This is a genomic window from Halorussus vallis, from assembly GCF_024138165.1.
Taxonomy (GTDB): domain Archaea; phylum Halobacteriota; class Halobacteria; order Halobacteriales; family Haladaptataceae; genus Halorussus; species Halorussus vallis.
Genome location: NZ_CP100000.1, coordinates 306,794 through 320,531, shown reverse-complemented (window position 1 = coordinate 320,531; position 13,738 = coordinate 306,794). Strand labels below are relative to the sequence as shown.

Here is a 13,738-nt window from a genome sequence, read left to right as displayed (position 1 = left end):
TCGGAAGTCGGCGTTCGGCGGGCGACTCCGGTCGGCAGAGAGAACCGCCGCGAGAAGAGCCGGCGGCCGAGACGACTACGTTACTCGCTGTACGCCAGGTTCATAATCCACTGCGAGAAGGCGTCGCTCTCGGGGTCGATCTCCTCCTCGCCGATGAACGGCGAGAGCATGTCGCCCGCCATCAGTAGCGAGAAGTCGAGGTCGCGGGGCGCGGGCGTGACGAGGTAGGTGTTGTGCCCGTCGTACACCGTCTCCTCCCGCTGGACGAAACCCTGGTCGGCCAGCGAGTCGACGATGCGACTCCCCTTGCGCGAGTCGACGCCCAGTTCCTTCCAGAAGTCGCTCTGGTGGATGCCGCCGGTCTCCCGGACGAGTTCGAGGCCCGCACGCTCCTCCTCGGTGAGGTCCTCCTCGGATACAGCCATACTCGCCACTGGGGGCGGGAGCCGTTTAAAGCTAATCGTCCCGGATTTCGACCGGTTCGTAGTCGGTCTCGCAGGGCTTGCCGTCGGCGAACCAGTAGCGGCCGCGCCCGCGGTCGTCGACCGCGATGAGCGACGACGACCGGGTGCCGTACCCATCGCCGTGGACGCAGGTGCCCAGGTCGTGGTCGCGCAACACCGACTTCGCCAACTCGAACCACTCGTCGACGTCGGCGTCCCGGGCTTTCTCGCCGGATTCGGGGCTCGTGTCGGGACGGACGGCCTCGCGGACGCGCTCGGCCTTCGAGGCGGCGTCGTACCCCTCGTTGACGACGACGTGGACGCCCGGGTCGAAGTACGTCGTCCGGAGGACGCCGTCCCACTCCAGCAGGGCGGCCTCCTCCGCGTCGGCGACGACGAGGTTGAACCCCGCGTACTCGTGCTCGGCAAGTTCCCGGCGGACGAACGAGACGGCGTCGGCGGCCGTCGGCCGGGCGAGCGCGTCGCGGGTGAGCAGTCCTCGCGAGCGCTCGCCCTCGCGGTCCGTGAGCCTGTTAGTCACGCCGACGAACAGCCCCTCGTCGTTGTAGCCGACCCACGTCCCGCCGGCCTCGGCGTCCTGGGGCGCGATTACCCGCGGGTCGTCGTCGAGGACGCCGGGCGGGCGCGAGGGTCGACCCAGCGCCTCGTCGCGGTTCGCCGCGACGGCTATCGGCGTCCCCTCGAACACCCGCCAGGCGAGGATGAGCGTGCACACGGTAGGCCCTACGAACCTGTCAGGCTAAAAAGTCGCGGCCCGGGTCGCGGTTGCCGGAGTCCGGTCCCGCCGGCGTCTGCCGGCGGGACCGGACCTCGACGTGCGGGAAATCGAAATCGAGGCGGCGAAACCACCGAACGCTCGAAGCTCACTCTCGGAGGCGCTCGCGGACCGTCTCCCTGTCGACGGTGCCCGACGCGGTCCGGGGGAGTTCGTCGGCGAAGGCGACGGTCCGCGGACACTTGTAGCCTGCAAGTCGGTCGCGGCAGTGCGCGACGAGGTCGTCGCCGGTGAGGGCCGCGTCGCCAGCAGGGACGACCAGCGCGGCGACGCGCTCGCCCCACTCGTCGTCGTCGAGGCCGACGACCGCGGCGTCCCTGACGGCGGGGTGGTCGCGCAGTGCCTCGACTACCTCGCCGGGGTGGACGTTCTCCCCGCCGGTGACGATGCGGTCGTCGCGCCGATTCAGCACCCAGACCCGGCCGCCCTCGTCGCGGAAGCCGACGTCGCCGGTGTGCAGTCCGTACTCGCCGAACGCCTCCGCCGTGGCCGCGGGGTCGTCGTAGTAGCCCCGCATCACGGTCGGGCCGGAGACGACGAGTTCGCCGACCTCGCCCGCAGACACGGCGTTTCCGTCGTCGTCGACGACCGAGAGGTCGGTCCAGAGGAGCGGCCGCCCCACGGTGCCGGGGTGGTCGAACGCCTCGGCGGGCCGGGCGGTCGCGATTTGGGAGGTCGCCTCGGTCATGCCGTAGGTCGGGTGGACCGGCACGCCAAGTTCCTCGCAGCGGTCGAGCAACTGCTCTGTCGCGGGCGCGCCCCCGAGCAGGACGAACCGTAGCGAGTCGGCGAGTCGCCCGGCCGAGTCGAGCATCCGTCGGAGCATCGTCGGCACGAGCGAGACGCCCGTGACCTCGTACTCGCCTATCGCGTCGGCCGCCGCCGCGGCGTCGAAGCCCTCCTGGAGGACGACCGTGGTGCCGTACAGCGCCGACCGGAGGACGACCGACAGTCCGCCCATGTGGTACATCGACAGGCAGAGCAGCCAGCGCTCGTCGGGGTCGAGTCCGAGTCGGAACGCCGAGGCGGTCGCGCTCGCCCGGAAGTTGCCCATCGTGAGTACGACCGCCTTCGGGTCGCCGGTGGTCCCGGAGGTGAACAGCATCGCCAGCGGGTCGTCCCGGGACCACTCTGCCGGGTCGAAGTCGGCGGTGCTCTCGCGGGCGAGCGCGACGACGTTCCCCCGGTGGGCCGAGTCCACCGACGCGACCGGAATCTCCTCCGCCTCGACTGCCGCCACCGCGTCGTCCTCGGTGTCGCGTCCACAGACCAGCGCGTCCAAGTCGGCTATCTCGGCCTGCCGGGCCAGTTCGGGCCGGGCGAGTCGCGCGTTCAGCGGGACGAGGACGGCGCCGAGGCGCATCGTGGCGTGGGCGAGTCTGACGAACGCCACCCGCGTCTCCATCAGCACCCCGAGGTGGTCGCCCTCGTCGACGCCGATGCCGGCGAGCAGTCCGGCGGTCTCCTCCACCGCGACGTCGAGTTCGGCGTACGTCCACTCGCGGCCGTCGGACGCCTCCACGAGCGCGGTCGCGTCGGGCGAGGACCGCGTCTGGTGGGTCAGCCAGTCGCGAGCGCACTCGCGGGCCGGTGACTCCGGCGTCGGCCCGCGCGGGACGGCGGTGTCGTTCGGTGGCTCGTTACTCATACTCGCTTAGGGTGTCCGGAGTTCCATTGCCCTTTCCCTGAGGGACGGCGGCGCGGCCGTCGCCGACCGGCGCGGGGTCCGGGACCAGGTCGGATTCGAGGAGTTCGGCGGTGGCGAGGCCGCAGGCCGGCGGGTCCGGTATCGCGGCCGCGACGTGGACCGCGGCGGTCCGAGCCACCGCGGCGTCGACGGTGGTCGTGACGACCGGGGCGACGCCCGCCTCGCGGGCACGCTCGGCGAGTTCGACCGCCCGGCGCGGGCCGCCCAGCGCCATCGGCTTCAGCACGACCGCCGCGGGATTCGCGTCGAGCGCGTCCTCGAAGGCGACTTCGGCGAGCGTCTCGTCGAGCGCGACCGGACCGTCGAGGGCCGCCAGTCCCGCCATGTCGGTCGCGGCCAAGGGCTGTTCGACGTACGAGAGGTCGTCGCCGACCGCGTCGAGGAACGTCTGGGCCTGCCCGAAGGACCACGCGCCGTTGGCGTCGGCGCGGAGTTCGATTTCGCGTTCGGGTTCGCTGTCCCCTTCGACCTCATTAGCGCGCGTGTCGAGCGCGTCGCAGACGCGCTCGACACGCGCGATGTCGGCCGAGAGGTCGCGCGCGCCGACCTTCAGCTTCAGGCAGTCGAAGCCGGCCGAAACCGCGTCGAGCGCGGCCGCGACCGTCTCCTCGACCGACCCGTCACCGACGGTGGCGTTGACCGGGACCGACTCGACGCGCGACGGTGCGCCGAGATACCGGTAGAGGGGGACGCCCTCGGCCGAGGCGCACAGGTCGGCCAGCGCCAGGTCCAGCGCGTGGCGCGCCGCCGGGGCGTCGTCGAGGTCGGCCAGCAGGTCGTCGGGGTCGGCGCCCGACTCGACGTCGCTCGCGGCCGCGTCGAGCGCCTGCTCGCACGCCTCGCGCAACTCTGTCCACCCCGCGAGCGGCGTGGCCTCGCCGACACCGACGCCCGCCGGAACCGCCGCGGAACCCTCCGATTCGAGGCGGACCAGCAGGCCCTCCCGGCGCTCGATTGGACCCCTCGCTGTCCCGAGCGGTTCGGCCAGCGGGAGCGAGAAGGGTCGGGTGGTCGCTCGCACGTTCACACCGCCAGGCCGAGCGCGAACAGCGACGAGTAGGCCGCGAGCAGTTTTCCGGTCCGTTCGAGTGCGGGGTTCAGCGCCTCGCCCGAGGCGTCGGTCAGGACGGTCTTCGTGACGCGCACGGCGTAGGGTATCGTCAGGAGCGGCAGGAGCACGGCCGGCGAGTAGCCCTCGCTCAGCCAGAACCAGAACGGGACGGCGTAAGCCAGCGCGAGCATCCCGACGAACTCGACCCTGCTGGCCCGGTAGCCGACGATGACCGCGAGGCTCTTCTTGCCCGCCTGTCGGTCGGTTTCGAGGTCCCGGACGTTGTTCACCACGAGGATGTTCGTCGAGATTGCGGCGACCGGGAGGCTGGCGGCGAACGCCGCGAGCGTGACCGTGCCGGCAGGAATCCCGGCCGGGACGCCCGCGACGAGCGAGGCCGCCTGGACGTAGAAGGTGCCCATCACGGCGACGACGCCGAAGAAGACGAAGACGAACAGGTCGCCGAGGCCGTGCGAACCGAGCGGGAAGGGACCGCCCGCGTAGGCGACGCCAGAAATCACGCTCGCGAGTCCGATGACGAGGATGGGCAGGCCGCCGACCCAGACGAGGTACGTTCCGACGAGTATCGCGAGCGCGAAGGTGGCGTACATCGCGCGCTTGACCTCCTTCGGCGGGATGAGGCCGGTCTGTGTGACCCGGGTGAACCCCTCGCGCTCGTCAGTGTCGACGCCCTTGACGGCGTCGTAGTAGTCGTTCGCAAAGTTCGTCCCGATCTGGATGAGTGCCGCGCCGACGAAGGCGGCCAGCGCCGGCAGCGCGGCGAACTTCCCCGCGTGGACGGCGAGGCCGGTACCGACGACGACCGGCGCGGCCGCCGCCGGCAGGGTGTGGGGCCGGGCGGCCATCAGCCACGCCTCGCGGCGGGAGTGGGTTGCGACGTCGCTCATTGTCCCATCGTTACGAAACGGAGACAATAGCGTCTGTGGTTTCGGCGGGCCGGGACCGCCCGCGGGCGTCGGTCGGTCGCGGTACCCGAGGACTCCTCGACCGGCGAGCGGGCACAACTCGGAAGGAGCGCGCGACCGTACGGAACGACATGAGCGACGCGAGCCAAACCGGCACCGCGACCGCCTCGCTCCGCCGGCCGGTCGCGCTGGGACGGTCGGTGGTTCGGCGCGCGCTGGCGGCCGACGTCCCGTTCATGGCGGGCGCGATCGCCTACCAGGCGTTCGTCTCGCTCCTGCCGCTACTGTTCCTGCTCGCAGTGGTCGCGACCGTGGTCGGAAATCCGAACCTGACCGACCGCCTCCTCGCGGTTACCGCGAACCAGGTCCCGGCCGACGCCCGTGGCCTGGTCCGCGAGGCCGTTCGAAACGCGGTCGAGAACACCGGCAACTCCGTCGTCGGGGTGCTGGTCCTGGGGTTCGGCGCGTTCGCCGTGTTCAACGGCCTCGACAAGGCGTTCACCGAACTCTACGGCGTCGAGCGGGGCGGCAACCTCCCGAACCAGCTCCGGGACGCCTTCGTCGTGCTGGCGGTGCTCGGAACGGCCGTGCTCGCCATCGCCGCGACGTGGCCCTCGGTGGTCTTCCCCGAGGGCGTGCCGTTCGTCGGCGCCATCCGCGCCGCGGCGCTTGTAGTCGGACTCACCCTGGCGTTCCACCCGATGTTCTACGTCTTTCCCGAGATTTCGCTCGGCTGGCGCGAGGTGCTCCCCGGCGTGGTGTTCACCGCCGTCGGCTGGACCGCCCTCCAGGCGCTGTTCCGGTTCTACGTCACGTTCGTGGCCCGCTCGAACGTGTTCGGCGTCGTCAGCGGCGTGCTGGTGCTGGCGACGTGGCTCTACTTCAGCGGGTTCGTCCTCCTGCTGGGAGCGACGCTCAACGCCGTGTTGCACCGCTCGCGCGAGCAACTGGGCGAGTGAGAGAATGGACGAGTGAGAGAATTGGTGAGCGGGAGAGGCGCGGGCGCCCGGCGCTCCGCCGCGGCGGAGCGCCGGGCGCCGTGGTCGGGTTTGCGGTTAGATATCGGATTCAGTAGTGCCAGTCGAACTCGTCGAAGTCGGGGTCCCGTCCCTCCACGAAGGCGTCGCGGCCCTCCTTGGCTTCGTCGGTCATGTAGGCCAGGCGAGTGGCCTCGCCCGCGAACACCTGCTGGCCGACCATCCCGTCGTCGGCCATGTTGAAGGCGTACTTCAGCATCCGGATGGCGGTCGGACTCTTGCCGTTTATCTCCTCGGCCCACTCCAGCGCGACGGTTTCGAGGCCCTCGTGGGGGACGACCTCGTTGACCATGCCCATCTCGGCGGCCTCCTCGGCGTCGTAGTTCTTCCCGAGGTAGAATATCTCGCGGGCCTTCTTCTGGCCGACCTGCCGGGCGAGGTACGCGGAACCGAACCCGCCGTCGAAGGAGGCGACGTCCGGGTCGGTCTGCTTGAAGACGGCGTGCTCCTCGCTGGCGACGGTCATGTCGCAGACGACGTGAAGGCTGTGGCCGCCGCCGACCGCCCACCCGGGCGCGACGCAGATTACGGGCTTGGGGATGTGGCGGATGAGCCGCTGGACTTCGAGGATGTGGAGGCGGCCGCCCTTCGCGGCGCGGTCGGTTTCGCCGTCCTCACCCTGATACTCGTAGCCTTCGTCACCCCGGACGCGCTGGTCGCCGCCCGAGCAGAACGCCCACCCGCCGTCCTTCGGCGAGGGGCCGTTGCCGGTCAGCAGCACGCACCCGACGTCGGTCTGGCGCTTGGCGTGGTCGAGCGCGTCGTAGAGTTCGTCGACGGTCTTGGGTCGGAAGGCGTTGCGGACCTCCGGGCGGTCGAACGCGATTCGGACGGTGCCCGAGTCGACCGCGCGATGGTACGTGATGTCGTCGAAGTCGCAGTCCTCGACGGGCGTCCACGCCTCGGGGTCGAAGAGTTCGGATACCATGCGTCGGAGTCGGGGCGGTGTGAGGAAAAAGATTCCCGAACGACCCGACGGTGGGAGAACGCTTCCGGATATCGCCCGAGTGAAGTCGCGAACTGGGAGAGAACGTTTGGACTGCCCTCACCTGCTTACCAAGAACGACAGCAGCAACAGTAACCGAAAACTCCTCGAAAGCCATATCTACCGTTTTCCATCGATCCGCTTCAGAGAGTTCTCCCTTTCCGGGGGACGAACTTACTTGAGAGAACGTTCCGTGCGTATCTCCATGACCGACGCCAATCGGCAGACCTCCGCGGCGCGACTCGCCGACCGCGCCCGGAACATGGACCGCTCGACCATCCGCCTGATGTTCGGGTTAGCCGAGGAGCAGACCGGCGATATCGTACGCCTCGAAGTCGGCGAACCCGACTTCGACACGCCGGAACACGTCCTCGACGCGGCCGAGCGCGCCGCGCGCGAGGGCGAGACTCACTACACCTCGAACGCCGGCATCCCCGAACTCCGCGAGGCCATCGCGGAGACGCTGGCCCGAGAGGACGACGTCGAGGTGACGCCCGAGCAGGTGACGGTGAAGAACGGCGCGATGGAGGCGCTGGCGCTGACGATTCTGGCGCTGGCGGGACCGGGCGACGAGGTGGTCGTCCCGACGCCTGCGTGGCCCAACTACGTCAACCAGGCCCAGATCGCCGGCGCGACGCCGGTCGAGGTCCCTCTGCCCGCCGACGAGGGGTTCGACCTCGACCCCGAGTTGGTCGCCGAGTCCATCACCGACGACACCGCGGCGGTGGTACTGACCTCGCCCTCGAACCCGACCGGGCGCGTGTTCGACGAGGACGCGGTTCGGGCGGTCGTCGACGCCGCGGCGGACCACGACGCCTACGTCATCGCCGACGAGGTGTACGGCCGACTGACCTACGACCGCGAGTTCAGGGGCGCGGCGTCCTACGTCGACCACCCCGAGCGCGTGCTGACCGTGGGTTCCTGCTCGAAGACCTACGCGATGACCGGGTGGCGACTCGGATGGCTCGCCGGCCCGGAGTCGGTGGTCGAGGCGGTCACCCACCTCGGCGAGAGCATGTCGGCCTGCGCGTCGAGCGTGAGCCAGCACGCCGCGCTCGCCGCGCTGACCGGTCCGCAGGAGCCGACCGCCGAGATGAAGGCGGCGTTCGAGGAGCGCCGCGACTACGTGGTCGAGCGGGTCGCCGACGCGCCGGTCGTCTCGTGCGCGCGGCCCGAGGGGGCATTCTACGCCTTCCTCGACGTGAGCGACCTGCCCGGAAGTAGCTTCGACGTCGCGAAGCGCCTGCTCTCGGAGTACGGCGTCGTCGCGGTGCCCGGGGAGGGGTTCGGCGAGGCGGGGTCGGGCTACCTCAGGCTCAGTTTCGCCAACTCGCTCGACCGCATCGAGGAGGGGATGGACCGCATCGAGGAGATGGTCCGGGACGAGCGCCGGTAGCTCCCCGAGTTCCGGTCGTCGCTACTCCTCGTCGTCCATCAGCTCCATGCACTTGCCGACGAACGTGTTGTGGATCGCGAACACTTCGCCGTCGAGGGCCACCGCGGTCCCGCTGGTTTCGTCGTGGGGGAAGTGCATCTCGACGGCGTCGTCGAAACACCGGACCGTCGCGTTCAGCGCGCCGTGGTCGTAGAGGTCCTCCTGGTGGGGTTTGTCGACCGCCTCCAGGCGGACGTCGCGTTCGACGTCGGCGACCTCGGTTTTCGAGTAGCGGTCGGCGACGTCGTCGCGGATGTAGAGCAGTTCGCCGCCCGATTCGTCGTAGTAGAGGACGCTTCGCAGGTGGTCGCCGACGCGGTTTCGGAGGAAGTCGGTCAACGTCTCTGAGCGACTCGGTGACATCGTTCTCGTTGCCGGTTGACGGTCGGAAAATATCAATCTTGGCCGAATTATCACCCGTCATAATCAGGCCGACCGGACCGCCGCCCGGCGGCGGTCCGGTCGGTTTCGACCTGCGGTGTGGCGGTTCTCTTCGCGCAGATTTACCGCGCAGGCACCTCTGCGGATTCGCGACGCCGAACTACACCGCAGACTCACTCGCCGAGTGCGTCGGCGACGCGCTCGGCGAGTTCGTCGCGGAACCCGTGACTCTCCGCGGCGTCGGTCCGGACTTCGAGCACCTGCGTCCCGTCGCTCGCCACCGAGTCGTCGAACGCCTCGGCGAGCGCGTCGAGGTCCGAGACGCGCTCGAAGTCGAAGTCGTAGAGGTCGCCGGTCGCCTCGAAGTCGAGGCCGTGGGGCGTTCGGAACTGCTCGGTGAACGGCGGGTCGAACTCCTCGATGGGGAGCATGTGGAAGATGCCGCCGCCGTCGTTGTTCACCTCCACGATGGTCGCGTCGACGCCGCATCGCGCCAGCGCCAGCAGGCCGTTCATGTCGTGGTAGTACGCCAGGTCGCCCGTGACGATTACGAGCGGGTCGTCGGTGGCGCTCCCCGCGCCGAGGCCGGTGCTGGTGATGCCGTCGATGCCGCTCGCGCCGCGGTTACCGAGCACCGTCACGTCGGCCGCGCGCGGTTCGCCGAAGCGGTCCAGGTCCCGGACCGGCATGCTGTTCGAGACCATCACGGTCGCCGGGTCCGGCAGTCGCGCCGCGACGGTCGAGAGGACGCCGCCCTCGAACAGGCGCTCCGCGCGCGCGTCGCGCACGAGCGACCAGTACGTTTCCTCGGCGTCGGCGAAGCGGTCGCGCCAGGTCGAGGTTCCGGCGTCGGCCGCGTCTCCGGCACTCGCCGACCCCGCCGAGTCCAGTTCCGACGCGACTCGCTCGGCGAGTCGCGTCGGGTCGGCCACCAGTAGGTCGGTCGCGGTGTAGGTCGCCTCGCGCCACCCGCCCGCGGGGTCGACGAGGAACTGCCGGGCGTCGGCCGCTTCGAGGTAGTTCCGCAGAACCTTCGAGGTCGGCGACGCGCCGAAGCGCACTACGACGTCGGGGTCGGGCCACGCATCGGCGACCGCATCGAGGTAGCCGTCGTAGCCTCCGACCGCGAGAGGCGCGCCGTCGCCGTTTCTCCCGTGACCGAACCGGTGGCCCGACAGCGGGTCGGCCAGCACCGGAAAGCCGGTCGCGTCGGCGAGCGCCGCGAGCGCGTCGCGGTCGGGCGCGGGGTTGTCCGCGGGGCCGACGACGACGAGGCCGCGCTCGGCGTCGGCCAGCGCGCGGCGGACCTCTTGGAGGTCCGCCGCGTCGAGTTCCGCCGCACCCCGCGCGGTCCGGACGAACGGCCCGTCGCGGCCCTCGGCCGCGAGCGGATGTGCGTCGGCGAAGTCCTCGGGCACGTCGCCCGGTACCTCGGTCGGTTCGAGCGGTTTCCGGAACGGGAAGTTGAGGTGGACCGGCCCCGCCGGGACGCCGGTCGCCTCCGCGACGGCACGGGCCGCGGTCGTCCGGAGGTACCGCAACTTGCGGTCGTCGGCCTCGGGTTCTGCGAGGTCGGCGTACCAGCGCACGGCGTCGCCGTAGAGTTTCTCCTGGTCGACGGTCTGGTTCGCGCCGCTGTCCCGGAGTTCCGGCGGCCGGTCGGCGGTCAGCAGGAGCATCGGCACGCGGGCCTGACTCGCTTCGACGACCGCCGGGTGGAAGTTCGCGGCGGCGGTGCCCGACGTACAGACCACCGGCGTCGGCTTCCCGGTGCGTTTGGCCCGTCCCAGCGCGAAGAAGGCGGCCGAGCGCTCGTCGAGATGAGAGAAGACGGCGAGGTCGCTCTCGGCGAACGCGACGGTCAGGGGCGTCGAGCGACTGCCGGGCGCGAGACAGACCGCGTCGATTCCGGCGGCTTCGAGTTCCGCGACGAACGTCCGCGCCCAGAGGGTGTTGCGGTTCGGAGCGGTCATCGTCCAACTCCCTCCGCTGGGCCCGTCATCGTCTCACCGCCGCTCCAGTTCGTCGAGAATCGGCCGGTACTTCAGTTGCACTTCCTCGTACTCGGCGTCGGGGTCGCTGTCGCCGACGATGCCGTTGCCCGCGAACAGCGTCACCCGGTCGCTCTCGGCGACGCCCGAGCGGAGGCCGACCGCGAAGGTGCCGTCGCCCGCGGCGTCGAACCAGCCGACCGGCGCGGCGTACCACCCACGGTCGAACGTCTCGGTCTCCCGGATGGCGTCGAGGGCGGCGCTCGGCGGGACGCCGCCGACTGCGGGCGTCGGGTGGAGCGCCTCGACGATGGAGAGGACGTGGTCGTCGACGGCGAGGTCGGCCTCGATGGGCGTCCAGAGGTGCTGGATGTTCGCCAGCTTTCGCACCCGGCGGTCGCCCACTCGGACCTCGCCGGCCAGCGGCGCGAGTTGGTCCCGGATGGTCCGGCCGACCAGTTCGTGTTCGTGTATCATCTTCTCGCTCTCCCGGAGGCTGGCTTCGAGTTCGGCGTCCTCCTCGGGGGTCCCGCCCCGGCCGACCGACCCAGCCAGCGCCTCGGTCTCGACGGTTCGGCCGCGGAGCGTGGTGAGTCGCTCGGGGGTCGCGCCGAAGAACCCGGCCTCGGCGGTCGGTTCGACGAAAAATCGGAAGCAGTCGGGGTACGACTCGCCGAGGCGTTCGAGCGCGTCGGGGACCGAGACGGGGGCTTCGAGCGTCGCCGCGAGCGCCTGCGCGATGACGACCTTCGACAGTTCGCCGCCCCGGATGCGCTCGACCGCCGCGCGGACCTGTTCGGCCCACTCCTCGCGGGAGGTGGTGGGTTCGGTCCCGACCACGCCCGGCGGTTCGCCGTCCGGCGCGTCGGAAGCCGACGCGCCGGACGGCGAACTCCCCTCGATGGACCGTTTTGCGTTCTCCAGCGCCGCCTCGACCTCCTCGGGCGCGCTGTCGCGGGCCGAGACGGTCAGCCACGCCTCGCCGTCGGCGCGCACGAGTTGCATTCTGGGGAGGAGGAACGTCGCGCCGGGGAAACCCCGCCACGGCGGGGCCGCCCGGTGCGAGTCGTGGAAGGCGAAGCCGCCGAACAGTCGCGGGCGGGCCAGGTCCGGCCCGTCGTAGTCCAGACCGGCGAAGAGGTCGGCGGCGGCCGCCCGAATCTCGTCGAAGCGGTCCGAGCCGTCGGCCGTGATGCGGGCGGCCGTCCCGCCGCCGGCGAGTTCGGGACCGTACGGACTCGCCCAGAAGATCCGCGGAGACTCCCGGGACGCGAGAAACGCGCGCGTCGTCTGCGCCGCGTGTTCCGGTAACTCGCAGGTCCGACTCACGAGGGCGGAGCCGGTCGGTTCGGCCGACACCTGTCCGTCGCGGGGCGGTGACTCCATTCAGTCGAACTCCGGACGCGGTGGCTTTCAGTCTAACTATATCGTCGCTGGCGCGATATCAGCTGTACCGCTCTTCGTTCCACGGGTTCGCGGTGTCGGAGTAGCCGCGCTTCTCCCAGTAGCCCCGTTCGGGTTCGGTGAGGAACTCCACGCCGTCGACCCACTTGGCACCCTTGTAGGCGTACTTGTGGGGCGTGACGGCCCGGAGCGGCCCGCCGTGCTCGCGCGGGAGGGACTCGCCGTCGAAGTCGTAGACGAACACGACCTCCTCGCGGTCGCAGTCATCGAGCGGGAGGTCCGTTGTGTAGCCGTCGAGCGCGGAGAACATGACGTGGACCGCGTCGTCCGCGACGCCCGCCTCTTCCGCGAGCGTCGGGAAGGTGACTCCCGTGAACTCGCAGTCGAACTTGCTCCACCCGGTGACGCAGTGGAAGTCCTGGCGCTGGGTTTCGCTCGGAAGGTCGGTGAACTCCTCCCACGACAGCGACAGTTCGTTCTCGACCGCGCCGGTCACCGTGAACTCCCACGTCTCGGGGTCCCACTCGGGCGTTCCACCCTTCGAGAGGACGGGGAACTTCTTCGTCTCTCGCTGACCCGGCGGGAGGCGCTCGTCGCCGAACTCCTCGTAGAGGTCGGTAACGTCCGTGACACTCATGTCACACGGTGGGCGACCGACGCAAGTAGGTGTGTCGACTGCGGGCGACGACCGTCGCCGGAGGACGATAGCGACCCCCGGTCGTCCGGTCCAATGACTCGTTTCGGTCCCGGTAACGACGTCGTACTCCCCGAACTCCACGATACCCGAATCCATCGACTGAATAACAAAGGACGCGCTACCCCAATCACGGGCCGCAATGGCAATGCAACAACAGCGGACGGCGAACGAGCAGGCGAGCGTCGAGGCGGCCGAAGAGTCAACCACGGACCCCGCGATACTCGCGGCCGCGGGGTCGGTGCTCCTGTCGTGGTACCAGTTCTTCGTCCGCGGTAACAGGATGCAGGGCATCTTCGTCGGCCTGTGGCCGCCGACGATTCTGGCGTTCGCCAGCTACTTCAACCAGAAGCGGATGGAGCAGAAGATGATGTCCGTCGGCCCGAGCAACATCGTCAACTCCATCGAGAAGATGCTCCGCAGTCGGTAGACTGCGCGCCGAAGCGGAACTACCGTCGTTTTCGAAGTGCGAAGTAAAAGGCGTAACCGTTCGTTGACGGGGTTTCAGCGCCCTTCGTACTTCGCGTTCAGCGAGCAAAAAATAGTGTTCGTAGAAACTTCGTTGTAAAAGTGGAAGAAATCGTTTTTCTAGACGGATATTGCACCCCGTCAGACTTAAGAACACCCCTCCCGAAGCGTCCAATGTTCCAATGCCGAAGGTAGAGATAACTATTCCGGAGCACCTCGAAATGCAGATCGCCCAGATGGTGGAGCAGGGCGAGTTCGTCAACCGAGAAGAGGCCATCGAGGACCTCCTCTCGACCGGACTCAAAGCCTACAAGACCAGCGGCCCGATGGATAACGACGACCGCGAACCCGGCCTCGAAGACGAGGGCATGATGGGCCACGAGGACGAGTACGTCTTCTAACACCTCTCATCTCAGCTT

14 protein-coding genes are annotated in these 13,738 nt (G+C 69.6%); 4 read left to right on the top strand and 10 right to left on the bottom strand.

The window, feature by feature from the left end:
• Positions 1-80 precede the first annotated feature (80 nt).
• From NGM07_RS01770 to NGM07_RS01750, 5 genes are all read right to left on the bottom strand, one after another.
• The gene (locus NGM07_RS01770) at positions 81-425 is read right to left on the bottom strand and encodes a helix-turn-helix transcriptional regulator (RefSeq protein WP_253515934.1); all 345 of its coding nucleotides are present in this window, start codon (positions 423-425) and stop codon (positions 81-83) included.
• A gap of 31 nt (positions 426-456) precedes the next feature.
• Positions 457-1,179 carry an NRDE family protein gene (locus tag NGM07_RS01765; protein ID WP_253515932.1) on the bottom strand — a complete coding sequence of 241 codons (723 nt, stop codon included), beginning with the start codon at positions 1,177-1,179 and terminating at the stop codon, positions 457-459.
• Positions 1,180-1,327: 148 nt separating this feature from the next.
• Complete coding sequence (gene menE / locus NGM07_RS01760; RefSeq protein ID WP_253515930.1) at positions 1,328-2,887, bottom strand: o-succinylbenzoate--CoA ligase; 1,560 nt, start codon at positions 2,885-2,887, stop codon at positions 1,328-1,330.
• Positions 2,880-3,968, bottom strand: coding sequence for a mandelate racemase/muconate lactonizing enzyme family protein (locus tag NGM07_RS01755; protein ID WP_253515927.1), 1,089 nt, complete (start codon positions 3,966-3,968; stop codon positions 2,880-2,882). Before NGM07_RS01755 ends, menE begins: the two co-directional genes overlap by 8 nt.
• Before the next feature lie 2 nt (positions 3,969-3,970).
• Entirely contained in the window at positions 3,971-4,906 is a 936-nt protein-coding gene (locus NGM07_RS01750) for a 1,4-dihydroxy-2-naphthoate polyprenyltransferase (protein WP_253515925.1), read from the bottom strand.
• A 149-nt stretch (positions 4,907-5,055) separates the two neighbouring features.
• On the opposite strand from NGM07_RS01750, the gene NGM07_RS01745 reads away from it, so the two are divergent.
• The gene (locus tag NGM07_RS01745; RefSeq protein ID WP_253515922.1) at positions 5,056-5,883 is read left to right on the top strand and encodes a YihY/virulence factor BrkB family protein; all 828 of its coding nucleotides are present in this window, start codon (positions 5,056-5,058) and stop codon (positions 5,881-5,883) included.
• A gap of 109 nt (positions 5,884-5,992) precedes the next feature.
• Here NGM07_RS01745 and NGM07_RS01740 read toward each other — a convergent pair whose 3' ends face one another.
• Complete coding sequence (locus NGM07_RS01740; protein ID WP_253515919.1) at positions 5,993-6,889, bottom strand: 1,4-dihydroxy-2-naphthoyl-CoA synthase; 897 nt, start codon at positions 6,887-6,889, stop codon at positions 5,993-5,995.
• 262 nt (positions 6,890-7,151) lie between these two features.
• Between NGM07_RS01740 and NGM07_RS01735 the strand changes: the two genes are divergently transcribed.
• A complete protein-coding gene (locus tag NGM07_RS01735) occupies positions 7,152-8,342 on the top strand; it encodes a pyridoxal phosphate-dependent aminotransferase (protein WP_253515916.1) in 1,191 nt (396 codons plus the stop codon).
• A gap of 21 nt (positions 8,343-8,363) precedes the next feature.
• On the opposite strand, the gene NGM07_RS01730 is transcribed toward NGM07_RS01735, so the two are convergent.
• From NGM07_RS01730 to NGM07_RS01715, 4 genes are all read right to left on the bottom strand, one after another.
• On the bottom strand, positions 8,364-8,744 hold the full coding sequence (locus NGM07_RS01730; RefSeq protein WP_253515913.1) for a DUF7522 family protein: 381 nt from the start codon (positions 8,742-8,744) through the stop codon (positions 8,364-8,366).
• A gap of 191 nt (positions 8,745-8,935) precedes the next feature.
• Positions 8,936-10,735, bottom strand: a complete 1,800-nt coding sequence (gene menD / locus NGM07_RS01725; RefSeq protein ID WP_253515905.1) for a 2-succinyl-5-enolpyruvyl-6-hydroxy-3-cyclohexene-1-carboxylic-acid synthase — start codon at positions 10,733-10,735, stop codon at positions 8,936-8,938.
• Between the two features lie 33 nt (positions 10,736-10,768).
• Positions 10,769-12,139 carry an isochorismate synthase gene (locus tag NGM07_RS01720; protein ID WP_253515902.1) on the bottom strand — a complete coding sequence of 457 codons (1,371 nt, stop codon included), beginning with the start codon at positions 12,137-12,139 and terminating at the stop codon, positions 10,769-10,771.
• 58 nt (positions 12,140-12,197) lie between these two features.
• Complete coding sequence (locus NGM07_RS01715; protein WP_253515900.1) at positions 12,198-12,794, bottom strand: sulfite oxidase-like oxidoreductase; 597 nt, start codon at positions 12,792-12,794, stop codon at positions 12,198-12,200.
• Positions 12,795-12,993: 199 nt separating this feature from the next.
• On the opposite strand from NGM07_RS01715, the gene NGM07_RS01710 reads away from it, so the two are divergent.
• On the top strand, positions 12,994-13,281 hold the full coding sequence (locus tag NGM07_RS01710) for a hypothetical protein (protein ID WP_253515897.1): 288 nt from the start codon (positions 12,994-12,996) through the stop codon (positions 13,279-13,281).
• A gap of 220 nt (positions 13,282-13,501) precedes the next feature.
• The gene (locus NGM07_RS01705; RefSeq protein ID WP_253515893.1) at positions 13,502-13,720 is read left to right on the top strand and encodes a ribbon-helix-helix domain-containing protein; all 219 of its coding nucleotides are present in this window, start codon (positions 13,502-13,504) and stop codon (positions 13,718-13,720) included.
• Positions 13,721-13,738 lie beyond the last annotated feature (18 nt).

Coding starts and splice junctions, on each gene's coding strand:
- NGM07_RS01770 (WP_253515934.1), bottom strand. CDS start 425: ATGGCTGTATCCGAGGAGGACCTCACCGAGGAGGAGCGTGCGGGCCTC.
- menE (WP_253515930.1), bottom strand. CDS start 2,887: ATGAGTAACGAGCCACCGAACGACACCGCCGTCCCGCGCGGGCCGACG.
- NGM07_RS01750 (WP_253515925.1), bottom strand. CDS start 4,906: ATGAGCGACGTCGCAACCCACTCCCGCCGCGAGGCGTGGCTGATGGCC.
- NGM07_RS01745 (WP_253515922.1), top strand. CDS start 5,056: ATGAGCGACGCGAGCCAAACCGGCACCGCGACCGCCTCGCTCCGCCGG.
- NGM07_RS01740 (WP_253515919.1), bottom strand. CDS start 6,889: ATGGTATCCGAACTCTTCGACCCCGAGGCGTGGACGCCCGTCGAGGAC.
- NGM07_RS01735 (WP_253515916.1), top strand. CDS start 7,152: ATGACCGACGCCAATCGGCAGACCTCCGCGGCGCGACTCGCCGACCGC.
- NGM07_RS01730 (WP_253515913.1), bottom strand. CDS start 8,744: ATGTCACCGAGTCGCTCAGAGACGTTGACCGACTTCCTCCGAAACCGC.
- menD (WP_253515905.1), bottom strand. CDS start 10,735: ATGACCGCTCCGAACCGCAACACCCTCTGGGCGCGGACGTTCGTCGCG.
- NGM07_RS01720 (WP_253515902.1), bottom strand. CDS start 12,139: ATGGAGTCACCGCCCCGCGACGGACAGGTGTCGGCCGAACCGACCGGC.
- NGM07_RS01715 (WP_253515900.1), bottom strand. CDS start 12,794: ATGAGTGTCACGGACGTTACCGACCTCTACGAGGAGTTCGGCGACGAG.
- NGM07_RS01710 (WP_253515897.1), top strand. CDS start 12,994: ATGGCAATGCAACAACAGCGGACGGCGAACGAGCAGGCGAGCGTCGAG.
- NGM07_RS01705 (WP_253515893.1), top strand. CDS start 13,502: ATGCCGAAGGTAGAGATAACTATTCCGGAGCACCTCGAAATGCAGATC.